The following is a 24633-nucleotide window of genomic DNA, read 5'->3' on the forward strand; positions in this document are numbered from 1 at the left end:
GGGTCGCTCTGGGCTGCGTACGCCGCTACTCGTCCCCATCCACGCTTTTCGCTCCGCCCAGTGTACGGCGCCGCGCGGACAGCGGCGGACCGGTTTTCCGTGCGGCGCGGGCGGCTGCGGGGTGACCGGGCCGTATGACCCGAATGGCGAGGGTGCGGGCGCCCGGGTCCACGCGGACCCGGCCCGGCGGATTACCCGACGGGGAGCTGGGCACAACGGATGCAGGCCCGTGGCGCGGGGGGCGCGGGCGGGCGAACCGGGCGGTGTGCCCCGTTGCCGCGGGACTCAAGTCGATTTATCGTCCCAGCACGATTCGCGAGCAAGGTCACAATATGTGAAGGGGCCGCGGCCATGGTGGCGAAGAAGACCGCCGTACAGCAGCCGGCGACCGGGAAATCCCGCGCGAAGCCTGCCACCAGGAAGACGGCTGCGGGGAACACGGCCGCGAAGAAGACGGCCACCAAGAAGACGGTGGCGAAGAAGACGGCTGTGAAGGAGGGGGCGGCGACGAGGACGGTCGCCGGGGCGGCCGCGAAGAAGAACGCGGTCGAGGAGGCGCCGGCGAGGAAGACGGCCGTGAAGAAGACCGCTCCGGAAGAGGCGCCGGGGAAGAAGGCAGCCGTGAAGAAGACCGCCGTGAAGAAGACCGCCCTGAAGAAGACCGCTCTGAAGGAGACGCCTGCGCGGAAGGCCGCGGCGAAGGAAGATGCGGCGAAGGAAGATGCGGCGAAGCATGCGGCCACCGGGAAGACGGCGACCGGCAAGACGGTGACCGGGAAGACGGTGACCAAGAAAACTGTCACCACGAAATCTGTCACCAGGAAGACGGTCACCAAGAAGGCGGACGGCAAGGAGGCGGCCACCGAGAAGGCGGTGACCAGGAAGACGGCTGCGAGGAAGACGCCGGCCGGGAAGGCGCCGGCCGAGAAGACCGCGGCGAAGAAGACCGCGGCCGAGAAGAGCACGGCCAAGAAGGCGGGTGCGGCGCGGGCCGCGAAGCAGACGGGAGCCACGACAGTGGTTGCGAAGAAGACTCCTGGCACGGCCACTGCGGCCCAGACCGCCGTTCCCAAGGCGCGGGTCGCCGCGGTGGAGCCCGGCGATCTGGCGGTCCGCCCGGGCGAGGACCCCTGGACCCCCCAAGAGGTCGCGGAAGCCCGCGCGGAGCTGCAGTCCGAGATGGAGCGGCTGCGGGAGGAGATCAGCTCGTCCGAGGCGTCCCTCGTCGGCCTGATGCGGGACTCCGGGGACGGTGCCGGCGACGACCAGGCCGACACCGGCACCAAGAACATCACGCGCGAGCACGAGCTGGCGCTGGCCGCCAACGCGCGCGAGACGCTCACCCAGACCGAGCGTGCCCTCGAACGGCTGGACGCGGGCACCTACGGCCTGTGCGAGAACTGCGGCAATCCCATCGGCAAGGCACGCATGCAGGCCTTCCCGCGGGCCACCCTGTGCGTGGAGTGCAAGCAGAAGCAGGAACGTCGCTCCTGAGCGTGAGGGCCTCACGAGGCGTGCCGTACTCTCGTCCTCAGTCAGGCACCTAGGTTGAGGGACTCACGTGGCAGAGGCGGAGCGCATCATCGGTACGCCGGACACCCCGGACGACAGCGGCGAGCAGACGGCGGCGGCCGGAGCACCGGCCGGCTCGGGCGCGTCCGGCACGGCCGGCGCGGGCGAGCGGCAGACCCCCGCGCAGCAGCGGACCGGCCGCGGACGCCGGATCGCCGTGCTCTTCGCGGTGGCCGTGTTCGCGTACGCCCTCGACCTGATCAGCAAGATGCTCGTCGTCTCCCGGCTGGAGGGCCACGCGCCGATCCGGCTCGTCGGGGACTGGCTGGAGCTGCACGCCATCCGCAACCCGGGCGCCGCCTTCGGCTTCGGCGCGGCCTTCACGATCATCTTCACGCTGATCGCGGCGGCCGTGATCGTGGTGATCATCCGCCTGGCCCGCAAGCTGTACAGCCTGCCCTGGGCGATCGCGCTCGGCCTGCTGCTCGGCGGCGCGCTCGGCAACCTCACCGACCGGATCTTCCGGGCGCCGGGCATCTTCGAGGGCGAGGTCGTGGACTTCATCGCGCCGAAGGGCTTCGCGGTGTTCAACCTGGCCGACTCGGCGATCGTGTGCGGCGGCATCCTGATCGTGCTGCTGTCCTTCCGCGGCCTGGACCCGGACGGCACGGTCCACAAGGACTGAGGCCTCTGCGGCCCCGGGGGAGTTGTCCACAGGCTCGTTCGGGTGTGCCGGAGCCGTCCGGCATACTCGTCGGGTGAGCACGATTCCCGAGATCCGAACCCTGCCCGTGCCCGACGGCCTGGAGGGCGAGCGTGTCGACGCCGCCATCTCGCGCATGTTCGGCTTCTCCCGCACCAAGGCGGCGGAGCTGGCCGCAGCCGGCAAGGTCCAGGTCGACGGCGCGGTGGTCGGCAAGTCCGAGCGGGTGCGCGGTGGCGCCTGGCTCGAGGTCGAGATGCCGCAGGCGCCCGCGCCGGTGCAGGTGGTGGCCGAGCCGGTCGAGGGTATGGAGATCGTGCACGACGACGATGACGTGGTCGTGATCGTCAAGCCGGTCGGCGTGGCCGCGCACCCGTCGCCGGGCTGGTCCGGGCCGACCGTGATCGGCGGTCTCGCCGCCGCCGGGTACCGGATCTCCACCTCGGGTGCCGCCGAGCGCCAGGGCATCGTGCACCGCCTGGACGTCGGCACCTCCGGCCTGATGGTGGTCGCCAAGTCCGAGCGTGCCTACACGTCGCTCAAGCGCCAGTTCAAGGAGCGCACGGTCGACAAGCGCTACCACACGCTGGTCCAGGGCCACCCGGACCCCACGAGCGGCACGATCGACGCCCCGATCGGGCGCCACCCGAACCACGACTACAAGTGGGCGGTCACCGCCGACGGCAAGCCGTCCGTGACGCACTACGACCTCATCGAGGCCTTCCGCGCCGCATCGCTGCTGGACGTGAAGCTGGAGACCGGCCGCACCCACCAGATCCGGGTCCACATGTCCGCCCACCGCCACCCGTGCGTCGGCGACCTCACCTACGGTGCCGACCCGACCCTCGCCAAGCGGCTCCGGCTGACCCGCCAGTGGCTGCACGCCGTACGGCTCGGCTTCGAGCACCCCGGGGACGGCACCTGGGCGGAGTTCGCCAGCGAATACCCCGAAGACCTGCAGAAGGCCCTCGACCAGGTCCGGGAGGAGACGTACGCGTGAGCCTGCCGTACACCGTCCGCATCGCCGCGGACCCCGCCGACCGCGAGGCCTGCTTCGCGGTCCGCAAGGAGGTCTTCGTGGACGAGCAGGGCGTCGCCGAGGACATCGAGTACGACGCCTGCGACGCCGTGGCCGTGCATGTGCTGGCGGTCCGCGAGGACGGTGTGCCGCTGGGCACCGGACGGCTGCTGCACGGTGCGGCGGCGGCCACGAAGACCGGCGGTGACCCGGCCGTGGGCTCCCTGGGGCGGCTCGCCGTCTCCCGGGCGGCACGCGGGCTCGGCGTCGGGGCCGCCCTGGTGCGCGCCATCGAGGACGCGGCCCGCGCGCATGGCCTCACGGCCGTGGACCTGCACGCGCAGACCCACGCCCTCGGCTTCTACGAGCGCCTCGGCTACGAGGCGTACGGCCCGCAGTTCCCGGACGCCGGCATACCGCACCGCGCGATGCGCCGCGCCCTGTAGCGCCCCGGAGCAGGGCGGCCGGGGCGCGTGAAGGAGGCGCCGGTCCGTCCGAGGTGTCCTGTGGGCGTACGCCGTCGATCACGGGGAAGCCGCAGGCCGCGGTGGCAGACTTGAGATCCGCCGTGTGATCGTCGACCCCCGGAGCGCCGTCCGTGGATCAGCTGGCTCTGTTGTTCGTCCTGCTGCTCGGGGCCCTGGTGAGCGTCCCGGTCGGCGATCGGCTCGGCGTGCCGGCGCCGGTGCTGATGACCCTGTTCGGCGGGGTTTTGGCGGTGGCCGCATTCGTGCCCGACGTGGACATCCCGCCCGAGCTGATCCTGCCCGGCCTGCTGCCGCCGCTGCTCTACGCCGCTGTGCGCCGGACCTCCTGGCGCCAGTTCGCGGCGAACGTGCGGCCGATCCTCCTGCTGGCCGTCGCCCTGGTCTTCGTCACCACGGTGTGCGTGGCGTTCGTCGCCAACGCGATCGTGCCGGGGCTGCCGATCGGCGCCGCCGTCGCCCTCGGCGCCCTGGTCGCGCCGCCCGACCCGGTCGCCGCCACCAGCGTCGCCGGGCAGCTCGGGCTGCCGCGCCGGCTGGTGTCGATCCTGGAGGGCGAGGGACTGTTCAACGACGTCACGGCCATCGTGCTGTACCACGTCGCCGTCGCCGCGACCCTGAGCGGCAGCTTCTCCCCCTGGAAAGCCGGGCTGGACCTCGTGCTGTCCGCCGTCGTCGCGGTGGCCGTCGGCCTCGCGCTGGGCTGGGGTGCGAACAGGCTGATGGACCTGCTGGGCGATCCGACCCTGCAGATCGGCATGACCCTGCTGGTGCCGTACGCCTCGTACGTACTTGCGGAGAAGCTGCAGGGCTCCGGCGTGCTCGCCGTGCTCACGACGGCGCTCTTCCTCGCCGAGTACGCCACCGACGCCGACGACGTGATGACCCGGCTGGCCGGGCACACCTTCTGGGACATCATCGACACCCTGGTCACCGGCGTCGCCTTCGGGCTGATCGGCCTGGAGCTGCACAACGCCATCCACACGGCAGAGGGCCGGTGGGGCGAGATGCTCGGCTGGGCGGCCGCCGTCGTGGTCGTGGTGGTCGTCGTACGGCTGCTGTGGCTGCTGCCGGCGACCTGGCTGACCAAGCGGCTGCACGCCCGCCGGGACTACGACGAGGAGATCCCGGTGAGCTGGCGGGAGACCGTCGTCATGTGGTGGTCCGGGATGCGCGGGGTGGCCTCGGTGGCGCTGGCGCTGGCCGTGCCGCTCAAGACGGACGACGGGGCTCCGTTCCCCGACCGGAACGAGATCATCTTCATTGCGTTCGGGGTGATCATCGTCACGCTGGTGCTGCAGGGGATGACGCTGCCGTGGCTGGTGAGGCGGCTGGGGGTGCGGGCCGACTCCGAGCGGGAGAAGGAGTTCGAGAAGGAGCTGGCGGTGCGCGCGGCGAAGGCTGCGAAGCGCAGGCTGCGGGAGATCGAGCAGGTGGAGGAACTGCCCGAGGAACTCTCGGAGCAGATGCTGCGGCGGGCCTTCGAGATCGGCATCCGGATCAGTCCTGACATGGGGGAGGAGGAACGGCGGGAGGCGCAGCACCAGCGGGTCAAGCGGCTGAAGCGGGTGCGGCGCATCCAGGGCGAGTTGCTGAGTGCGGCACGGCACGAGGTACTGGCGGCGCGGAGCGAGCCGGGGGCGGATCCGGAGATCGTGGACCGGGTGCTCCGGCATCTCGACGTGCGCAGCCTGCGGTGATCTCGCGCCCGTGCACCGACCGGCTCCGGTCGGTGCACGGGCGCGAGGCGGACGGCCGGGTCAGTTGCGGCCCGTGCGGGGGAAGTCGTAGGCCCGGCGGAGTGAGGCGCCGTCGGGGGACGGGATCTGATGCGGCGGGAGCACCGACTCCGCGGTGTTCACCCGGGGGAGCGCGTAGGGGTGCTCCGTGGACAGCCAGGTGATCATCTGCTCGCGCACCGTGACCCGTACCGTCCAGATGTCGTCCGCGTCCTTCGCCGTCACCAGGGCGCGTACCTGCACGGTGTTCGGTGTGGTGTCCGTCACCTGCAGGGTGCAGGCGCGGCCGTCCCAGGCCGGGCACGCGCGCAGGATGTCCCGCAGCTTCTCGCGCATCGCCTCGACGGGCGCGCTGTGGTCGAGGTGCCAGTAGACGATCCCGGTCATCTGCGGGGTGCCGCGGGACCAGTTCTCGAACGGTTTGGAGGTGAAGTACGACACCGGCATGGTGATCCGGCGCTCGTCCCAGGTCCGCACCGTCAGGAAGGTCAGGGTGATCTCCTCGACCGTGCCCCACTCGCCGTCCACGACGACCGTGTCGCCCAGCCGGACCATGTCCCCGAAGGCGATCTGCAGCCCGGCGAACAGGTTGGACAGTGTGGACTGGGCCGCGACGCCGGCCACGATGCCGAGGACGCCGGCGGAGGCCAGCAGGGACGCGCCGGCCGCGCGCATCGCCGGGAACGTCAGCAGCATCGCCGCCGCGGCGACGACGCCGACGATCGCCGACACGACGCGCATGATCAGCGTCACCTGGGTGCGGACCCGCCGGACCCGGGCGGCGTCGTGGTGGGCGCGCGCGTAACGGCTGTAGGTCGTCTCGACTATGGCCGCCGTGATACGGATCACAACCCACGCCGCTGCTCCGATCAGCACCAGGGTCAGCGTCCGGCCGATGCCGACCCGGTGGTCCTCGAACAGCTCTGCCTGGTCGTAGGAGCCTCTGAGCAGGGCCGCGCACAGCACCATCTGGTACGGCACGCGGCCACGCCGCAGCAGGCCCCACAGCGGTGTCTCGCTGTGGCGCTCGTCGGCCTTGCGTAGCAGCACGTCCGTGGCCCAGCCGATGAGTACGGTCAGGAACACGGAACTGCCGACCACGATCACGGGGCGGAGTACGGTCTCCATGTCTCCGAACGTAACCAGCTTCGGCGTTCCATGAACATGTGACTTCGGCGCGCGTGTGGGTACGGCCGCGATGAGGCTCCGGCCGGCCCGGCTGGCACCATGGCCTCATGAACATCATGCTCTTTCACTCGACCTACGGGCTCAGGCCCGCGGTGCGCGAGGCCGCGGACCGGCTGCGTGAGGCGGGCCACGAGGTGTGGACGCCGGACCTCTTCGAGGGGCGCACGTTCGACACCGCCGAGGAGGGCATGGAGTTCAAGGAGCGGACGGGCAAGGAGGAGCTGCTGAAGCGGGCCGTGCTGGCGGCGGCGCCGTACTCGGACCGGGGGCTGGTGTACGCCGGGTTCTCGCTGGGAGCGTCCGTCGCCCAGACCCTCGCCCTCGGCGACGCCAAGGCGCGCGGGCTGCTGCTCCTGCACGGCACGTCGGACATCGCGCCGAACGCGCACGTGGACGAGCTGCCGGTGCAGCTGCACGTGGCCGAGCCGGACCCGTTCGAGACGGACGACTGGCTGAACGCCTGGTATCTGCAGATGGGCCGCGCGGGCGCCGATGTGGAGGTGTACCGGTACGCCGGGGCCGGGCACCTCTACACCGACCCCGGGCTGCCGGACTACGACACCGAGGCAGCCGAGGCCACCTGGCGGGTGGCGCTCGGCTTCCTCGACAGCCTGTAGGGGCCGGCTACACCGGGTCGTAGGTCCGCTCGACCTTCTGCGTGCCGGTGCGGGTGCGGTACGAACGCGCCCAGCTGGAGGTGGCGTTCGCGTCGGTGCGGTCCGACAGGACGTAGTAGTCCATCTGTGCCCGGGCGGCGGTGATGTCCAGGATGCCGTAGCCGTGCCGGTCGGTGTCCACCCAGTGGACGTGCCGGTTGGCGGCCTTGATGAGCGGCGAGGCGACCGTGGAGACCGTGCCCTCGGGCACCTTGACGATGTCGTCCAGGTTGTCGGAGGTCACCGAGGTCACCACGAACTCGGTGGCCGCCGACGCCGACAGCGGGTAGGTGCCCGCGTCCACCGGCACGTCGTTGGCCCACGCCATGTGGATGTCACCGGTCAGGAAGACGGTGTTGCCGATGGCGTTGGAGCGCAGGTGGGCCAGGAGTTCGCGACGGTCGTCGGTGTAGCCGTCCCACTGGTCGGTGTTGGCGGCGATGCCCTCCTGCGGCAGCCCGAGCAGCTTGGCGAGAGGCTTGAACAGGTCGGCGGAGAGGGAGCCGAAGGAGAACGGCGAGATCATCACCGAGTTGCCGACCAGCCGCCACCTGGTGTCGGAGGCCTTCAGCCCGGCCTTCAGCCAGTCGAGCTGGGCCCGGCCGGTGAGCGTGCGGTCCGGGTCGTCCACCGAACCGCTCGCCGTGGCCGCCTGCTGGGACCGGAAGGAGCGCAGGTCCAGCAGCGACAGATCGGCGAGCTTGCCGAAGCGCAGCCGCCGGTAGGTGGTGCCCGCGACGGCCGGGCGGACCGGCATCCACTCGAAGTAGGCCTGCTTGGCCGCGGCCTGACGGGCCGCCCAGGCGCCCTCGGCGCCCTCGGTGTGGTTGACCGCGCCGCCGGACCAGGCGTTGTCGGCGAACTCGTGGTCGTCCCAGATCGCGATGACCGGCGCCTTCAGGTGCAGGGCCTGCAGGTCGGGGTCGGTCTTGTACTTCGCGTGCCGGATCCGGTAGTCGGCGAGGGTGAGGATCTCGTTCGCCGGGGCGTGCGGGCGGACGACCTTGCCCCGGGTGCCGTACTCACCGGACTTGTACTCGTAGATGTAGTCGCCGAGGTGCAGCCAGGCGTCCAGGTCGCCCCGGGCCGCGAGGTGGCGGTAGGCGGAGAAGTAACCGGCCTCCCAGTTGGCGCAGGAGACCACGCCGAAGCGCAAGGAGGACACGTCCGCGTTCGCCGCCGGCGCGGTGCGGGTGCGCGCCACCGGGGAGTCGGTGCCGCCGGCCGAGAAGCGGAACCAGTAGTCGGTGGCCGGTTCCAGGCCGCGGATGTCGGCCTTGACGGTGTGGTCGGAGGCGGCCGTCGCGGTGGTGGAGCCCTTGGCGACGACGGTGCCGAAGCTCTTGTCCTTGGCGACGACCCAGCTCACCTCGGTGTCCGGGCCGACTCCGGAGCCGGGTATCGCCTCCGGGACCGGGGTCACGCGGGTCCACAACAGGATGCCGTCGGGCAGCGGGTCGCCGGAGGCGACACCGTGCAGGAAGGCGGGGGCGTCCGTGGCGGCGCGGGCCGGCAGGGCGGCGGCGAGCGGGCCGGCCAGGACAGCGGTCGCCGCCGCGGCCTTGACGACCGAACGGCGGCGAGGGGTGGGGGAGCTGTGCTGCTCGGATGATCTGTATCGACTGGTCACAGCCGATCAGGTTACTGACTGGTACTAACGAGAGGTAGCCAACTAGCGAAGTTCGCCAGGTCTTTGACGTGCTGTCGCCGCCGGTGCTTCCGCATCCATGAGTGGCGGCGGCGCCGGCCGGTGCCGCCCCGCTTGCGACGCGCCGTGACAGCGACATCCCCTCAGGCGCCTCGCGCCTGAGGGGATGTCACGTCACTCGGGGATTCAGCCCTTGAGGGCCTTGTCGATGGCCGCCGTGAATTCCGAGGCCGACATGGGGGCGGTCTTGCCGTCACTGCCGGTGACGGCCTTGCCGTCCATCAGAAGTGTCGGGGTTCCCTGGAAACCGTACTTCTTGCCGTCGGTGTTGAACTTCTCGCTCATCACCAGAGCCCACTTGTCGTAGGTCCCGCTCTTCACATCCTTCTGGAACGCCGTGTTGTTCTTCAGAGCGCTCACGGTGTTCGCCACCTCGATCAGGTAGTCGTCGCTCTTGAACTTGTCGTCCTGCTCACCCGGGTGGTACTTCGCCGAGTACAGGGCACTCTTGTACTCGGCGAAAGCCTCGGGGCTGACGTTCAGCGCCGCGCCCAGCGCGCTGAGGGCGTTCCTGGAGCCCTCGCCCGGAATGTTGTTGTCGATGAACGTGGCACCGACGTACTGGATCTTGAACTTGCCGGCGTCGAGGTCCTTCTTCGCGGCCGGGCCGACCGACTGCTCGAACTGTGCGCAGATCGGGCAGCGCGGGTCCTCGTACATCACGAGGGTCTTCTTGGCGGTGCTCTTGCCGATGACGACGGTCGTGCCGTCCGCTCCCGTGCTGTTGGCCGGCTTGACCAGCTTGTCGTCCTTCACGCCCTCCCAGTAACCGGGCTTGTTGGCCTGGACGACGGCGTAGCCGATGCCGCCGGCCGCGGCCAGGACGGCCACGACCGAGGCGGCCACGACGACCTGGCGCTTGGCCTTGTCACGCTTGGCCTGCCGCTCGCGCTCCTGGCGCAGCCGCTCCCGGGCCGCCGTCTTCGACGCCTGGCTGTTCCGCTTGCTCATAGTGGTGATCTCCATGTGGGACGCGCACACGTCGTACGCGGGATACGTGTGGGGGACTGGTCGTGCTCAGATGCCGTCGACCGCGGCGGAGCCGTCGCTCAGGCGAAGGACAGGGCGAGGGCGCGGTCGGCGGCGGGGGAGCACGGCGGTCCACGCCGTCCCAGGGAGTGCACCAGGAGCCGGTCGCGTGCGGCCGTCCGGCGCGGTGCCGGGCGGGGCAGCCGACGGGCCGGGAGCGGCCGTACGGCGACCGCGGCCACCGCCAGCAGCAGCGGCCGGAAGGTGGTGGCGGCCACCGCGCGGAGCAGCTGGGCCAGTGCCCGCTCGCCGCGGCGGAGCCAGGCGGCGGCGAGCAGGCCCACGCCGATGTGCGCGGCGAGCAGCAGCCAGGCGGCGGCCGGGCTGGCGTGGGCGAGCAGCGCCCCTGCATGGTCCGGACCACCGGTGACCCCGGCCAGCGGGGTGCCGACGGTGCCCTCGCACAGCACGTCCAGCCCGACCGCGTGCAGAGGGCCTGCGACCGGGCCGCCCGCGCGGCCGTAACAGGTGTGCTGGCCGGTGGTGAACACCGTGTCGGCGGCCAGCTCCAGCGGCACCAGCAGGGCCGCGATCCGGCCGAAGCCACGCTCGCGGCCCGCCAGCGCGTACGCGGTGACGAACACTCCCGCCGCGACCGCGGCCACGGTGGCCGGCGGCAGCGGGGCACGGGACAGCAGTACGTGCGACGCGGTGCTGAGCGTCACGACGAAGGCCGTGAACAGCGCCGCGCGCACGGCCCTGAGCTGAGTCCCGGATATGTCCATAGCGAGAGGAGAGTCTGTCACGGAGGTGAGTAGGAGACCCCTAAAGGGTGCCTGTGAATCCGCGCGTCACAACCCCGGGATCCGGCCGTTGCGGAACAGGTCCACGAAGATCTGGTGGTCGGCGCGCGCGCGTGCGCCGTAGCCGTGCGCGAAGTCCGCCAGCAGGGGCGCGAAGCCTTCCTCGTCGGCCGCGATCGCCGCGTCGATGGCCCGCTCGGTGGAGAACGGCACCAGGGACTCGCCGGAGGTGTCGTCCGCCGCCGCGTGCATGGTGGCGGTGGCCCGGCCCAGGTCGGCTACGACGGCCGCGATCTCCTCCGGGTCGTCGATGTCGCCCCAGTCCAGGTCCACGGCGTACGGCGAGACCTCGGCGACCAGCTGTCCCGCGCCGTCCAGCTCGGTCCAGCCCAGCCACGGGTCGGCGTGCGCCTGCAGGGCGCGCTGGGAGATCACCGTGCGGTGGCCCTCGTGCTGGAAGTACTCCGCGATCGCCGGGTCCGTGACGTGCCGGGAGACGGCCGGGGTCTGGGCCTGCTTGATGTAGATCACGACGTCGTTCTCCAGGGCGTCGCTGTGACCCTCCAGGAGGATGTTGTACGACGGCAGGCCGGCCGAGCCGATGCCGATGCCGCGACGGCCCACGACGTCCTTGACCCGGTACGAGTCCGGGCGGGCCAGGGAGGAGTCCGGAAGGGTCTCCAGGTAGCCGTCGAAGGCGGCCAGGACCTTGTAGCGGGTGGCCGCGTCCAGCTCGATGGAGCCGCCGCCCGGGGCGAAGCGGCGCTCGAAGTCACGGATCTCGGTCATCGACTCCAGCAGCCCGAAGCGCGTCAGCGAACGGGCGTCGCGCAGCGCGTCCAGGAGCGGGCCCTGGGCGGTGTCCAGCGTGAACGGCGGCACCTCCTCGCTCTTGGCACCCGTGGCCAGGGCGTGGATGCGTTCGCGGTAGGCGGCCGCGTAGACCGTCACCAGCTCGGTGATCTGCTCGTCGCCGAGCGCCTTCGCGTAGCCGACGAGCGCGACGGAGGCCGCGAAGCGCTTGAGGTCCCAGGTGAAGGGGCCGACGTAGGCCTCGTCGAAGTCGTTGACGTTGAAGACCAGGCGGCCGTTGGAGTCCATGTACGTGCCGAAGTTCTCGGCGTGCAGGTCACCGTGGATCCACACGCGCGAGGTGCGGTCGTCCAGGTACGGGCCGCCGCGCCTGGACCCGAACTCTTTGTTCGCCGTCAGGTCGTGGTAGAAGAGGCACGCCGTGCCCCGGTAGAACGCGAAGGCCGAGGCCGCCATCTTCCGGAACTTCACCCGGAACGCGGCCGGGTCGGCGGCCAGGAGCCGGCCGAAGGCGGTGTCGAAGACGGCGAGGATCTCCTCGCCGCGCTGCTCCTCGTTGAGCTGGGGGACCGACATCGCGGGGTGCCTCCTGGTACAGGACGGGTGGTGCATGAAATGTGCATGAAAGGGTCGACAGCGCTTCCGCCGTCTCCAACGGGCGACGCCACGCGGGAGTGCCCGGTTCCCGCACGAAGGTACGTCCGGATCGCGCTCGGGTGTCAGTGGCGGGGCATAGGATTCGACGTTGTCCCCCAGACCGTCCGCAGTCGGTCCACAGCCGGTCGGAAGATCGTGGACGCCTGCCCACCCGTCTGCCGACCACCGCCCCTCAACGAGGCGCTTCGCGCCGCGCCTGTTCGATCTTGGAGGCCGAAACCGTGTCGAAGCCGCCCTTCACGCACCTGCACGTCCACACCCAGTACTCGCTGCTGGACGGTGCCGCGCGGCTCAAGGACATGTTCAACGCCTGCAACGAGATGGGCATGACACACATCGCCATGTCCGACCACGGCAACCTCCACGGGGCGTACGACTTCTTCCACTCCGCGAAGAAGGCCGGAATCACCCCGATCATCGGGATCGAGGCGTATGTCGCCCCTGAGTCCCGGCGGAACAAGCGCAAGATCCTCTGGGGCCAGCCGCACCAGAAGCGGGACGACATCTCCGGTTCCGGTGGTTACACCCACAAGACGATGTGGGCCGTGAACAGGACCGGCCTGCACAACCTCTTCCGGCTGTCCTCCGACGCCTACGCCGAGGGCTGGCTCCAGAAGTGGCCCCGGATGGACAAGGAGACCATCGCGAAGTGGTCCGAGGGCATCGTCGCCTCCACCGGCTGCCCCTCCGGCGAGGTGCAGACCCGGCTGCGCCTCGGTCACTTCGACGAGGCCCTGAAGGCCGCCGCCGAGTACCAGGACATCTTCGGCAAGGACAAGTACTTCCTGGAGCTGATGGACCACGGCATCGAGATCGAGCGCCGGGTCCGTGACGGCCTGCTGGAGATCGGCAGGAAGCTCGGCATCCCCCCGCTGGTCACCAACGACTCGCACTACACGTACGCCCACGAGGCGGGCGCCCACGACGCCCTGCTGTGCATCCAGACCGGCAAGAACCTCTCCGACCCGGACCGCTTCAAGTTCGACGGCACCGGCTACTACCTGAAGTCCACGGACGAGATGTACGCCATCGACTCCTCGGACGCCTGGCAGGAGGGCTGCGCCAACACGCTCCTCGTGGCCGAGATGGTCGACACCGACGGCATGTTCGAGAAGCGCGACCTCATGCCCAAGTTCGACATCCCCGAGGGCTACACCGAGGTCACCTGGTTCAAGGAGGAGGTCCGCCGCGGCATGGAGCGCCGCTTCCCCGGCGGCATCCCCGAGGACCGCCAGAAGCAGGCCGACTACGAGATGGACACCATCATCTCGATGGGCTTCCCGGGCTACTTCCTCGTGGTCGCCGACTTCATCATGTGGGCCAAGAAGCAGGGCATCGCGGTCGGCCCCGGCCGGGGCTCCGCGGCAGGCTCCATCGTGGCCTACGCCATGGGCATCACCGACCTCGACCCGATCCCGCACGGCCTGATCTTCGAGCGGTTCCTCAACCCCGAGCGCATCTCGATGCCCGATGTCGACATCGACTTCGACGAGCGCCGGCGCGTCGAGGTGATCCGGTACGTGACCGAGAAGTACGGCGCCGACAAGGTCGCCATGATCGGCACGTACGGCACCATCAAGGCCAAGAACGCGATCAAGGACTCCGCGCGCGTGCTGGGCTACCCGTACGCGATGGGCGACCGCATCACCAAGGCCATGCCCGCCGACGTCCTCGGCAAGGGCATCCCGCTCTCCGGCATCACCGACCCCAGCCACCCGCGCTACAGCGAGGCTGGCGAGGTCCGCGGGATGTACGAGAACGAGCCGGACGTGAAGAAGGTCATCGACACCGCGCGCGGTGTGGAGGGTCTGGTCCGGCAGATGGGTGTGCACGCGGCCGGCGTGATCATGTCCAGCGAGACCATCACCGAGCACGTCCCGGTCTGGGTCAGGCACACCGACGGCGTGACCATCACGCAGTGGGACTACCCGAGCTGCGAGTCGCTCGGCCTGCTGAAGATGGACTTCCTGGGCCTGCGCAACCTCACGATCATGGACGACGCGGTCAAGATGGTGAAGGCCAACAAGGGCCTCGACATCGACCTGCTGTCCCTTCCGCTCGACGACCCCACGACCTTCGAGCTGCTCCAGCGCGGCGACACCCTCGGCGTCTTCCAGTTCGACGGCGGCCCCATGCGGTCCCTGCTGCGGCTGATGAAGCCCGACAACTTCGAAGACATCTCCGCCGTGTCGGCCCTGTACCGCCCGGGTCCGATGGGCATGAACTCCCACACGAACTACGCGCTGCGCAAGAACGGGCAGCAGGAGATCACGCCGATCCACAAGGAGCTCGAAGAGCCCCTCAAGGAGGTCCTGGACGTCACCTACGGCCTGATCGTCTACCAGGAGCAGGTGCAGAAGGCCGCCCAGATCATCGCGGGCTACTCGCTCGGCGAGGCCGACATCCTGCGCCGCGTGATGGGCAAGAAGAAGCCCGAGGAGCTGGAGAAGAACTTCGTCATCTTCCAGGGCGGCGCCCGCAAGAACGGCTACAGCGACGAGGCGATCCAGGCGCTGTGGGACGTGCTGGTCCCGTTCGCCGGCTACGCGTTCAACAAGGCGCACTCGGCCGCGTACGGCCTGGTGTCGTACTGGACGGCGTACCTCAAGGCGAATCACCCCGCCGAGTACATGGCCGCCCTGCTGACCTCCGTCAAGGACGACAAGGACAAGTCGGCGGTCTACCTCAACGAGTGCCGCCGCATGGGCATCCGGGTGCTCCCGCCGAACGTCAACGAGTCCGAGGCGAACTTCGCGGCCCAGGGCGACGACGTGATCCTCTTCGGCCTCTCCGCCGTCCGCAACGTCGGCACCAACGTGGTCGAGTCGATCATCAAGTGCCGCAAGGCGAAGGGGAAGTACGCCTCCTTCCCCGACTACCTCGACAAGGTCGACGCGGTCGTCTGCAACAAGCGCACCACGGAATCGCTGATCAAGGCCGGCGCCTTCGACGAGATGGGTCACACCCGCAAGGGGCTCACCGCGCAGTACGAGCCGATGATCGACAACGTGGTCGCGGTGAAGCGCAAGGAGGCCGAGGGCCAGTTCGACCTCTTCGGCGGCATGGGCGAGGAGACCAGCAGCGAGCCCGGCTTCGGACTCGACGTGCAGTTCACCGACGAGGAGTGGGACAAGACCTATCTGCTCGCCCAGGAGCGGGAGATGCTCGGGCTCTACGTCTCCGACCACCCCCTCTTCGGCCTGGAGCACGTGCTGTCCGACAAGGCCGACGCGGGCATCGCCCAGCTCACCGGCGGCGAGCACGCGGACGGCGCGGTCGTCACCATCGGCGGCATCATCTCGGGCCTCCAGCGCAAGATGACCAAGCAGGGCAACGCCTGGGCGATCGCCACCGTCGAGGACCTGGCGGGCTCGATCGAGTGCATGTTCTTCCCGGCGACCTACCAGCTCGTGTCGACCCAACTGGTCGAGGACGCCGTGGTCTTCGTCAAGGGCCGCCTCGACAAGCGCGAGGACGTGCCGCGGCTGGTGGCGATGGAACTCATGGTCCCGGACCTGTCCAACGCGGGCACCAACGCCCCGGTGATCCTCACCATCCCGGCCACCAGGGTCACCCCGCCCATGGTCAGCCGCCTCGGCGAGATCCTCAGCCACCACAAGGGCGACAGCGAGGTCCGGATCAAGCTCCAGGGCCCGCGCAAGACGACCGTGCTGCGCCTGGACCGGCACCGGGTCAAGCCCGACCCGGCGCTCTTCGGCGACCTGAAGGTGCTGCTCGGCCCGTCCTGCCTGGCCGGCTGAGGCCGCGCGGCACCAAGCAGCGAGAACGAAACAGCGAGAACGAAACAGCGAGAACGAAACAGCGAGAAGGGGCGCACCCATGACGGGTGCGCCCCTTCCATGTGTCCGGGCTTCAACTGCCCTTTAGTTGTGGCCGAAGCTCTTCTGCTTCTTGCCACGAGCAACATCCGACGGGCTGCCCGGGGTGTGCGCCATCGGCGACTCGTGCTCCTCGGCCGAAGGACGCTGTGCGTGCTCGGTCTGCTGAGCGCGGTTCTGCGGGCCGGCCTGCTTACGGTTCTTGTTCTTGGCCATGGTGATGTGCCTCCTGTGGGGGATCTAGGGGCCAGGGCCGGGACCAGATTCACATACGCTGACATCAAGCGCATGTCGGATAATTACCGTCTGTGACTGGGCAGCTGGGCGGACGGGAACCGCAAACGCCACGCCGAAGATCGAGTTCGGGCCGTTAACCCCCGCGCGGTCGGGCAGACTCGAAGGAAGTCCGAAACAAAGCCTCCCGGGAAGAGGGTGAGTCGCGTGGACCGCTGCATCGTCCTGGTGGACGCCGGGTATCTGCTGGGTGCCGCCGCCAGCCTCCTCGCCGGTGAGCCCTCGCGATCCCGGATCACCGTCGACCATGCCGCACTGATCCAGGCGCTGCGCGAACGCGCCGAGTCCGACACCGAGCGCCCGCTGCTGCGCATCTACTGGTTCGACGGCGCCCCCGACCGGGTCCCCCAGCCGGAGCATCGCCGGCTGCGCGTGATGCCCCGGGTCACCGTCCGGCTGGGCGCCCTGACCCGCAGCGACGGACGCTGGGCCCAGAAGGGCGTCGACGCTGCCATGCACGCCGAGCTGACCGAGCTGGCCCGCAACCGCGCCTGCTCCGACGTCGTCCTCGTCACCGGCGACGGTGACCTGCTGCCCGGCATGATGGCCGCCAAGGAGCACGGCGTCGCCGTGCACCTGTGGGCCGTGCAGGCCGCCGACGGCGACTACAACCAGTCCGAGGACCTGGTCGCCGAGGCCGACGAGCGGCGCGTGCTGGACCGCGCCTGGATCACCCAGGCCGTCCGCGCCAAGGAGCTGACCGGCATCTGTGCCCCGCCGCCCGCACCCCGTCCCGAGATCGCCGCGATCCTCTCCGCGCCGCTGCCCGAATCCGCGCTCGCCGGCACGGCCGAGCGGCCCGCCGAACAGCCCGCGCACCCGCCGGCCGCGGCGGCCGAGGCCGGCGCGCCGGAGCGGGTCCCCGCACCCAAGGGCGTCCCCACCCCCAAGGACCTCGCCGCACTGCGCGCGCCCGGCGCCCAGCCCGTGCAGCACCCGGCGACCGCGACCCTGCGCTGGTCCTCGGACAAGGGCTGGGTCGACCGGCCGGGCGGGGTCGCCGAGCCGCCCGACGTCGCTTCCATGCCGACGCTGGCCCAGCTCACCACGGCCGAGCAGCGGTGGGCCGACCGCGAGGAGGACATCACCACCGTCGGCGGCGACCCGTACGAGGTGGGCCAGGTCTTCGCCCGCCGCTGGATCTCCCGGCTCGGCGACCAGCTCCATCTGCACAAGCTCGCTCAGCTGTACCCGCGCATCCCGCACCGCATCGACGGGGAGCTGCTGCGGTACGCGGCCCGGTTCGGGCTGCTGGCCCACAAGGACGACCAGATCGACGAACACGACCGTTACGCCATTCGGGCGGGGTTCTGGCGTGAGATCGACGTTCCGGCCGCCGGCGAACAGCACGTGCCCGCCGCCGACTGAACGCGGGTAGCCGCCCCCGAAGGCGAGCAAGGCCCCGAGACCCCGTAGTCTCGTCCCTTGTGAGTACGCGCGCGGGACAGGCACTTCGGTATGACGAGGTCGTATGCGTGCGCGGGCTCAGCAAGACCTATCCGGCCGTGAAGGGCCGGCGGGGCGCGCCCGGGACGCCCGAGGTACGGGCCACCGACGGGGTCGGGCTGGAGGTGCGGCGCGGGGAGGTCTTCGGGCTGCTCGGGCCGAACGGCGCCGGCAAGTCCACCCTCGTACGGCAGCTCACCGGCCTGCTGCGGCCGGACACGGGCAGCGTCGAGATCCTCGGCCACGACATCGTGAAGCACCCCGAGCGGGCCGCGCGGATCCTCGCCTACCTCGGTCAGGAGTCCTCCGCCCTGGACGAACTGACCGTGTCGCTCGCCGCCGAGACCACCGGGCGGCTGCGCGGCCTGGACGTACGGCGGGCGCGGGCGGAGCGGGATGCCGTACTGGAGGAGCTGGGACTGACCCAGATCGCCGGACGGGCGCTGAAGAAGCTGTCCGGCGGGCAGCGGCGGCTCGCCTGTTTCGCCGCCGCCCTCGTCGGGGAGCGGCCGCTGCTCGTGCTGGACGAGCCGACCACCGGCATGGACCCGGTGGCCCGGCGTGCCGTGTGGGCGGCCGTCGACCGGCGGCGGGCCGAGCGCGGCACGACCGTGGTGCTGGTCACCCACAACGTCATCGAGGCGGAGACCGTGCTCGACCGGGTCGCCGTGCTCGACCAGGGCCGGGTCATCGCCTGTGACACCCCCGCCGGTCTCAAGGCCCAGGTCGCCGGCGAGGTGCGGGTCGAGCTGGTGTGGCGGGAGCGGGCGCCCCTGGACGTGCCCGAGGTCGCCGTGCTGCGCGAGCGGGCCGTGGAGTCCGGCCGGCGCTGGACCCTCCGGCTCGCGCCCGAGGAGGCCCGTGCCGTCGTCGCCACGGTGACCGGTGGGGCCGCCTTCGCTGCCCTGGACGACTTCACGCTCGCCACGCCCAGCCTGGAGGACGTCTACCTGGCGCTGGGCGGCGCGGCCCGGCAGGGGCTGGTGAAGGCGTGAGCGCGCGGGCCGCCGTACGCGTATGGATGTGCGCGACTGCCGTAGGGAAGAGGAGCAGCTCGTCGTGAGTGTCGTACCCGCCGAGGTTCTGCCGGGCGGTGCCCGGGCCGTTCCGGAGACGGCGCCCGGCGCGGCCGAGCTGGGGCCGCCCGCGCGGCTGTGGCCGTCGCTGGTGGCGGTCTACCGGGCGCAGCTGTCCCGGGCCCGGGTGGCCCGGATCCCGCTGCTGTTCGTGGCCACCTTCCAGTCGGTCGGCATCACCGTGATGATGCGGGGCGTCGTCGACAGCGGCAGCGAGGCCCAGTCCGTGGTGGCGGGCTCCTCGGTGCTCGTCGTCGCCTATGTCGCGCTGAACCTGCTCTCGCAGTACTTCGGGCAGCTGCGGGCCAGCGGCGGGCTCGACCACTACGCCACCCTGCCGGTGCCGCCGGCCGCGGTGGTGCTCGGCGCGGCGGCGGCGTACGCCTCGTTCACCGTGCCGGGGACGCTGGTGACCGCCGTCTTCGGCTGCGTGCTGTTCGGGCTGCCGCTGTCCAACCTGTGGATCCTGGTGGCCGTCATCCCGCTCGCCGGGGCCGCGCTCGCCGGGCTCGGTGCCGCGTGCGGGCTGCTCGCGCCCCGGCCCGAGCTGGCCACGCTGCTCGGGCAGCTGGGCATGTCGGCGGCGCTGCTCCTGGGCGTGCTGCCGGCCGACCGGATGCCGGGGATCGTGCGGCTGGCCCGGGATCTGCTGCCCTCCACCTACGGCGTGGAGGCGTACGCGCGTACCTTCGGGGCACACCCGGACTGGGCCGTCGTACTTGCTGACCTGGGGGTGTGCGCGGGTGTCGGAGTCATCTCGCTGGCGGTGGCGGCCTGGGCGTACCGCAGGGCCGCCGTCCGGTGACGCGGCACACAGCGCGACCTGGCACGATAATCAGGTGACCGCACCGCTGACGCCGCCGACGCCACCGCACGACCACTCCCCGCACCAGGTCTGGGAGGCTCCGCCGCCCGCCGGGAGGCCGGGTTCGGGCATGTACGAACAGGACGGCCCCGGGATGAAGACGGAAGTGCGGGAGGCCGCCGTGATCACGGTGGTGGTGGCGCTCAGCGGGGCGCTGCTGGGGCTGCTGTGGTGGTGGCTGGCGCCGCACGTGCCGCTGGTCGGTGACGAGGTCGACAAGAGCTGGGTCGTGTATTTCAAGGACACCGAGGGGGAGCAGGCGGCCGGGGTGGACGGCACGTTCGCCCTGCTGGGGCTGGCCTTCGGGCTGGTCGGGACGGTGGCCGTGTTCCTGCTGCGGCGGCGGGGCGGTGTGCCGCTGGTCGTCGCACTGGGCGTAGGCGGGCTGCTCGGGTCCTTGCTGGCGTGGCGGCTCGGGGTGTGGCTCGGGCCGGAGTCCGACGTGCTCGCGCACGCGCAGGCCGTGGGCAAGGGAGTGACGTTCTCGGCGCCGCTGAAGCTGTCGGCGAAGGGCGCGCTGCTGGCCTGGCCGCTCGCCGGGTTGCTGGTGCATCTCGGGCTCACGGCGGCGTTCGGTCCCCGGGATCCCGAGCCGCTGTATCCCCAGCAGTAGTTTTCCCACCCGCCGACCCGTCTCGGCCGGCCGACAGGTGCTCGAAAAGGCCGGCCCGGTCACCTTTGCCACCCGCCGACCCGTCTCGGTCCGCCGGCAGGTGCACGAGAAGGACGGCCTTGGTCGCCCCGTTGGAAGGGACCGGTCCCCGTCAGCCCTTGCCGATCGGGGCCAGTACCGCGGTCGTGAGGCGGGCCAGGTCCGTCGGGGACAGTTCGACCTCCAGACCCCGGCGGCCCGCCGAGACGCAGATCGTCTCGTGGGAGTCCGCGGAGTCGTCGATGACCGTGCGGAGCTTCTTGCGCTGGCCCAGCGGGGAGATGCCGCCGCGGACGTAGCCCGTGGTGCGTTCGGCGAGGGCCGGGTCGGCCATGGCGGCGCGCTTGCCGCCCACCGCCGCCGCGAGCGCCTTCAGGTCCAGGGAGCCGGCCACTGGGACCACGCCGACCACGAGGGAGCCGTCCACGTCGGCCACCAGGGTCTTGAAGACGCGGTCGGGGGAGACGCCCATCGCCTCGGCCGCCTCCTCGCCGTAGGACGGGTGGGACGGGTCGTGGTCGTAGGCGTGGACCGTGAAGTCCACGCCCGCCGTGGTCAGCGCCACCGTCGCGGGCGTTCCCCCGGACTGCTGCTGCTTCTTCGGCTTCTTCGCCATCAGGAGCGGTTTCCTCAGTTCTGACTGGTCGGCGTCCGCGTCAGCTCGAACGCGGGCAACGACGGCAGGCTACGGATGATGGCGGTCTCGGCGCGAAGGAGTTTCAGCTCGTCCCGGAGCCGGGAGGCGGTGTCCGGGGCCTGGAGCAGTCGCTGCTTCGTCGGGGTGTCCAGCACCATCGCCGCCGCCACCAGGTACGACACCACGCTCGGGTCGTCCGGCAACTCCGTCCCCGTGGACAGGGAGCGCTCCCGGGCGCCCGCGAGGCGTTTCTGGTACTGGCGGAAGGAGCGCAGCACGCCCTCGGCCAGCGCGCCGGCCTCGTCGCCGGGCTCCTCCGGCAGCTCTTCCAGCTCCGCAGTCAGGAACGGGCCCGAGGCGTCCACGGAGAGCAGGCGGACGCGGGTCGTGCCCGTCGCCAGCACCTCGAAGGTGCCGTCGGCCCGTTCCCGGATGGTCGCCGCGTCCGCCACACAGCCCACGCCGTGGAAGGACCGGGCCGGGTCGGGGCCGAAGCCGGCGGCCGGGCCGCGTTCGGGCCGGGCCGTGGGATCCGGCATGCCGGGGGCGCTCGGCGCGACCTCGTGGCCGTCGCGGATGGCCACGACGGCGAAGCGGCGCGGCTCGTCCTCGGGGGTCTTCAGCATGTCGCGCATCATGGCGCGATAACGCTCCTCGAAGACGTTGAGCGGCAGCACGAGCCCCGGGTACAGCACCGAGTTCAGTGGAAAGAGCGGGAGACGGACGGTGGTCACGGCGCCCCAGCCTAGTGGTCACCGGCGCGGACGTGTCCGCCGTGCTCACGGAACGGGACCGGCGGTGCCGGTATCAGCCCGGCCGGAACGGGCCGCGGGCCCGCTGTCAGCAGGTGCTCGCTCAGGCGCAGGAAGTGGCCGAGCGGGTCGTCCGAGAACCGTTCCCAGGGGAAGGACGTGGCGTACGGGCCGATCATGCGCAGCTGGGCGCGGGCGTCGTCCCGGCGGTCCAGCCGCAGCAGGACGTACAGCAGCTTGTTGCGGACCTCGGCGGGCCAGGGGTCGGCCGCCGGGAACCGCGCGGACAGGGCGATGGCGCGGTCGGCCGCCGCGTCCAGCCGGGCGCGCGGCACCTCGGGCCCGCAGCCGTCGGTCAGGTAGCCGAAGGCCGCCCGGGCGGGCAGGGCCTGTACGAGCGAGTCGGCGGGGGCGTCCTGGGCGGCGGTGTCGGCGAAGTCGAAGCACGCGTGGTGCGAGCCGTGCCAGGAGGAGGCGATGTAGCGCAGGGCGGCCACGTGGCAGCCGTAGTGGTGCGGGGCACGCCGGACGGCCGCCTCCCACAGTTCGCCGAAGTAGCGGTGTCCGGCCCTGGACCCGCGCGCGTGGTCCAGCGCGATCCGCCAGGGCACGGGATCGCGGTCGTCGGCGCGGGCGGCGGCGGTGATGTGCGGGCTGACCTCCCGCAGCAGCTCGGCGCGGGCCGGTGAGGGCCAGGCGTGGTCCACCGCCAGCTGGGCCCCGACGAGCAGCGCGTCGGGGTCATCGGGGACGGCCGTGCGCCAGGCCTCGAACCACTCGGGGCGCGAGCGGGCGAAGGCGGCCAGGCGCCGCGCGTACCGGTCCCGGTTCTCCCACTCGGCCGCGGTGCGGGTGGCGGCCAGCAGGCCGGCCGCGGCGGTGTGCTCGCCCTGTCCGGCCGCGACCAGCGCGGGCGAGAGCCGGTCGTCGGGCGCGTCGAGCACGGCCTCGTCCCCGGCCGGCGGCCGGCCGGCCGGGGACGCCGGGGATGCAGAGCGTTTGGTCATCCGGGTGGGGCGGATGAACGAGGGCAGCAGAGCCATGGTGTCGACCATTGAAAGACCGCTGGTCGGGACCGCGCCAGAGGGCCCGCGGAAGTCGCGGAAGGTTGTACGGCAAACGGTCAAGGACTGGTAAAAGGTGACTGTTCAACCTTTAAGTGACTCTATGTGCTGGATCAGCTGCGGCGCAGCAGGCGGGTCGCGCCCGCCGCGACGGTGGTCGCCAGGATCCAGCCGAGCAGGATCATCGCGGCCGCCAGCCACTGCCAGCCGCCGCGCAGCTGCCACTGGCCGGCCTGGCCCAGATCGATCACCGGCAGCAGCAGGTCCAGCGTGAACAGCGCCGGGCTCCAGGCCGGATGCCCGCCGGAGTTCACCGGCGGATGGTCGGCGTGCGCGAACGCCAGCGTCCCGGCCGCCCACAGCACCGCCATCCACACCGCGGCCCGGCCCGGCCGGTAGCCGTAAGCCACCGTCCAGTCCTGCACGAACCCCCACATCTTCCCGGCCGGCGGCAGGGTCTCGCGCCGCCGGCGCTGCTTGGCGAGCAGCACCTCGCGCGCGTCCTCGTCCTCACCGGCGGCACGCAGCACCGCGGCCAGCCGCTCGTACGGCTCCGGGGCGTACTCGGCGGTGGCCGCCGCCACCCAGTCCAGGCGCCGCGTCAGCGGGAAGGGGCCCTGCGGCACCAGGCTCTCGTAGGCGAAGCCGCCCATGTGCAGGCTGCCCGGTTCCGGCCAGCTGCTCGCCCGGTCCACCAGGGTCACGATCCGCGCCCCGGACAGCACCACCTTGCCGCGCTGCGGCTTGTCCCCGAGGAAGCGCAGCTCGGGCGTCTGCACCCGGCGCAGCGACAGCTCCTGGTCGTCGGTGAGGACGAACCGGGCCCGCTCCAGGTCGACGGCGTCCCCGAACCGCCCGTCGTCCAGCCGTACTCCCCCCTGGCACTCGAACCGCTGGATGCGCGTCCCGCGCGCGGGTGTCGTGCCGCTCAGCAGCGGGCTGCCGACGCCGGCCGGGGTCAGGTACAGCGTGCGCTCGACGGTCAGCTGGGGCGCGTTCAGGGCGAGCCGGGCGTACGGATTGACGAGCCTGGCGCCGCGCAGGCTGAGCGAGACGCCGACCTTGGCGCCGCGCAGGCTCAGCTCGCCGTGCGACTCCAGCATCTCCGCCTGCAGGTCCTGCCCGACGGTCATCCCGTCCCCCGCGATCGACCGGCCGCTGCGGTCCCGGCCCACGATGGCCTGGTTGAGCAGCAGATCGGTGCCGATGTGCGCGTCGGTCAGCCGGACCCCGCCCGGGAAGCGGCAGCGGGGCAGGTGCAGATCACCCTCGGTGTGCACTCGGGCCGCCTCCAGACGCGGCGCCGAGCAGTCCACCAGGCGCACGGTCGTGAACCCGGCCTCCGGCAGCCGGATCTCCTCGTCGAAGCGGCAGCCGCGCAGCTCCACGTACGGGGTGACCTGGCCGCCCGCCAGGTCCAGCGCGCCGGTGACGCGCACACCGACGAGCTTCAGCGCGGGCACCCGCCCCGCGAGCGCTGGCGGGCCGTCCAGCAGCAGCCAGCAGACGATGCGCGCCCGCACGGTCCGCCCGGCACCCCAGGGATGACCGCCGTGCGGATCGTCCACCGCGGCGTCGCCGCTGCTCAGGTCGTACAGGCTGCCGTTGCGGAAGGCCTGCCACATGCCCGCCTCGGCCGCGGTCAGGTCGTCCGGCAGGTCCCCGGCGCGGATGCCGGCCCCCTCGGTCACCGCACTCCTCTCCCGGTTCAGTCGTTTTCGTACAGCCGTTCATGCCCGCTGCGTGACCCCGGGAAC

General features: G+C 71.3%; 21 protein-coding genes. 11 read left to right on the forward strand and 10 right to left on the reverse strand.

Translation table 11 applies throughout. The features are described 5' to 3' along the window. Positions 1-351 precede the first annotated feature (351 nt). From ACZ4SF_RS25065 to ACZ4SF_RS25085, 5 genes are all read left to right on the forward strand, one after another. Positions 352-1494, forward strand: a complete 1143-nt coding sequence (locus ACZ4SF_RS25065) for a histone H1-like repetitive region-containing protein (RefSeq protein ID WP_468388242.1) — start codon at positions 352-354, stop codon at positions 1492-1494. A 67-nt stretch (positions 1495-1561) separates the two neighbouring features. Then, positions 1562-2197, forward strand: a complete 636-nt coding sequence (gene lspA, locus ACZ4SF_RS25070) for a signal peptidase II (protein ID WP_468388244.1) — start codon at positions 1562-1564, stop codon at positions 2195-2197. Positions 2198-2270: 73 nt separating this feature from the next. Next, complete coding sequence (locus tag ACZ4SF_RS25075) at positions 2271-3215, forward strand: RluA family pseudouridine synthase (RefSeq protein ID WP_468388246.1); 945 nt, start codon at positions 2271-2273, stop codon at positions 3213-3215. Next, on the forward strand, positions 3212-3679 hold the full coding sequence (locus ACZ4SF_RS25080) for a GNAT family N-acetyltransferase (RefSeq protein WP_468388248.1): 468 nt from the start codon (positions 3212-3214) through the stop codon (positions 3677-3679). The genes ACZ4SF_RS25075 and ACZ4SF_RS25080 overlap by 4 nt, the downstream gene beginning before the upstream one ends. Before the next feature lie 152 nt (positions 3680-3831). After that, on the forward strand, positions 3832-5418 hold the full coding sequence (locus ACZ4SF_RS25085; RefSeq protein ID WP_468388250.1) for a Na+/H+ antiporter: 1587 nt from the start codon (positions 3832-3834) through the stop codon (positions 5416-5418). Positions 5419-5478: 60 nt separating this feature from the next. On the opposite strand, the gene ACZ4SF_RS25090 is transcribed toward ACZ4SF_RS25085, so the two are convergent. Next, positions 5479-6585 carry a mechanosensitive ion channel family protein gene (locus ACZ4SF_RS25090; protein WP_468388252.1) on the reverse strand — a complete coding sequence of 369 codons (1107 nt, stop codon included), beginning with the start codon at positions 6583-6585 and terminating at the stop codon, positions 5479-5481. 107 nt (positions 6586-6692) lie between these two features. On the opposite strand from ACZ4SF_RS25090, the gene ACZ4SF_RS25095 reads away from it, so the two are divergent. Further along, on the forward strand, positions 6693-7262 hold the full coding sequence (locus ACZ4SF_RS25095; RefSeq protein WP_468388254.1) for a dienelactone hydrolase family protein: 570 nt from the start codon (positions 6693-6695) through the stop codon (positions 7260-7262). A gap of 7 nt (positions 7263-7269) precedes the next feature. Here ACZ4SF_RS25095 and ACZ4SF_RS25100 read toward each other — a convergent pair whose 3' ends face one another. The 4 genes from ACZ4SF_RS25100 to ACZ4SF_RS25115 all read right to left on the reverse strand — a co-directional run bounded on the left by ACZ4SF_RS25100 (position 7270) and on the right by ACZ4SF_RS25115 (position 12170). Continuing rightward, positions 7270-8931 (reverse strand): alkaline phosphatase D family protein, encoded by a 1662-nt coding sequence (locus ACZ4SF_RS25100; protein WP_468388256.1) that lies wholly within the window; start codon positions 8929-8931, stop codon positions 7270-7272. A 204-nt stretch (positions 8932-9135) separates the two neighbouring features. Then, the gene (locus ACZ4SF_RS25105; RefSeq protein ID WP_468388258.1) at positions 9136-9960 is read right to left on the reverse strand and encodes a thioredoxin domain-containing protein; all 825 of its coding nucleotides are present in this window, start codon (positions 9958-9960) and stop codon (positions 9136-9138) included. 98 nt (positions 9961-10058) lie between these two features. After that, positions 10059-10763: a hypothetical protein gene (locus ACZ4SF_RS25110; protein WP_468388260.1), complete on the reverse strand. Its 705-nt coding sequence runs from the start codon at positions 10761-10763 to the stop codon at positions 10059-10061. 66 nt (positions 10764-10829) lie between these two features. After that, positions 10830-12170 (reverse strand): DUF2252 domain-containing protein, encoded by a 1341-nt coding sequence (locus tag ACZ4SF_RS25115; protein ID WP_468388262.1) that lies wholly within the window; start codon positions 12168-12170, stop codon positions 10830-10832. A gap of 302 nt (positions 12171-12472) precedes the next feature. Here ACZ4SF_RS25115 and dnaE point away from each other — a divergent pair, with 302 nt between their 5' ends. Continuing rightward, positions 12473-16012, forward strand: coding sequence for a DNA polymerase III subunit alpha (gene dnaE / locus ACZ4SF_RS25120; RefSeq protein ID WP_468388264.1), 3540 nt, complete (start codon positions 12473-12475; stop codon positions 16010-16012). 123 nt (positions 16013-16135) lie between these two features. On the opposite strand, the gene ACZ4SF_RS25125 is transcribed toward dnaE, so the two are convergent. Beyond that, positions 16136-16306, reverse strand: coding sequence for a hypothetical protein (locus ACZ4SF_RS25125; protein ID WP_468388266.1), 171 nt, complete (start codon positions 16304-16306; stop codon positions 16136-16138). 225 nt (positions 16307-16531) lie between these two features. Between ACZ4SF_RS25125 and ACZ4SF_RS25130 the strand changes: the two genes are divergently transcribed. The 4 genes from ACZ4SF_RS25130 to ACZ4SF_RS25145 all read left to right on the forward strand — a co-directional run bounded on the left by ACZ4SF_RS25130 (position 16532) and on the right by ACZ4SF_RS25145 (position 20384). Then, entirely contained in the window at positions 16532-17752 is a 1221-nt protein-coding gene (locus ACZ4SF_RS25130) for an NYN domain-containing protein (protein ID WP_468388268.1), read from the forward strand. 59 nt (positions 17753-17811) lie between these two features. Next, positions 17812-18825, forward strand: coding sequence for an ABC transporter ATP-binding protein (locus tag ACZ4SF_RS25135; RefSeq protein ID WP_468388270.1), 1014 nt, complete (start codon positions 17812-17814; stop codon positions 18823-18825). Between the two features lie 64 nt (positions 18826-18889). Continuing rightward, positions 18890-19711 carry an ABC transporter permease gene (locus ACZ4SF_RS25140; protein WP_468388272.1) on the forward strand — a complete coding sequence of 274 codons (822 nt, stop codon included), beginning with the start codon at positions 18890-18892 and terminating at the stop codon, positions 19709-19711. A gap of 34 nt (positions 19712-19745) precedes the next feature. Further along, positions 19746-20384: an AAA family ATPase gene (locus ACZ4SF_RS25145; protein ID WP_468388274.1), complete on the forward strand. Its 639-nt coding sequence runs from the start codon at positions 19746-19748 to the stop codon at positions 20382-20384. Positions 20385-20535: 151 nt separating this feature from the next. Here the strand turns inward: ACZ4SF_RS25145 and ybaK are convergent, their stop codons facing one another. The 4 genes from ybaK to ACZ4SF_RS25165 all read right to left on the reverse strand — a co-directional run bounded on the left by ybaK (position 20536) and on the right by ACZ4SF_RS25165 (position 24567). Then, positions 20536-21039, reverse strand: a complete 504-nt coding sequence (gene ybaK / locus ACZ4SF_RS25150; protein ID WP_468388276.1) for a Cys-tRNA(Pro) deacylase — start codon at positions 21037-21039, stop codon at positions 20536-20538. A gap of 14 nt (positions 21040-21053) precedes the next feature. After that, the gene (locus ACZ4SF_RS25155; protein ID WP_468388278.1) at positions 21054-21794 is read right to left on the reverse strand and encodes an LON peptidase substrate-binding domain-containing protein; all 741 of its coding nucleotides are present in this window, start codon (positions 21792-21794) and stop codon (positions 21054-21056) included. Positions 21795-21805: 11 nt separating this feature from the next. Beyond that, positions 21806-22867, reverse strand: coding sequence for a hypothetical protein (locus ACZ4SF_RS25160; protein WP_468388280.1), 1062 nt, complete (start codon positions 22865-22867; stop codon positions 21806-21808). A gap of 122 nt (positions 22868-22989) precedes the next feature. Continuing rightward, positions 22990-24567, reverse strand: a complete 1578-nt coding sequence (locus ACZ4SF_RS25165; RefSeq protein WP_468388282.1) for an oxidoreductase — start codon at positions 24565-24567, stop codon at positions 22990-22992. Positions 24568-24633: the final 66 nt, after the last annotated feature.

This window comes from Streptomyces sp. NPDC027663, from assembly GCF_055566415.1.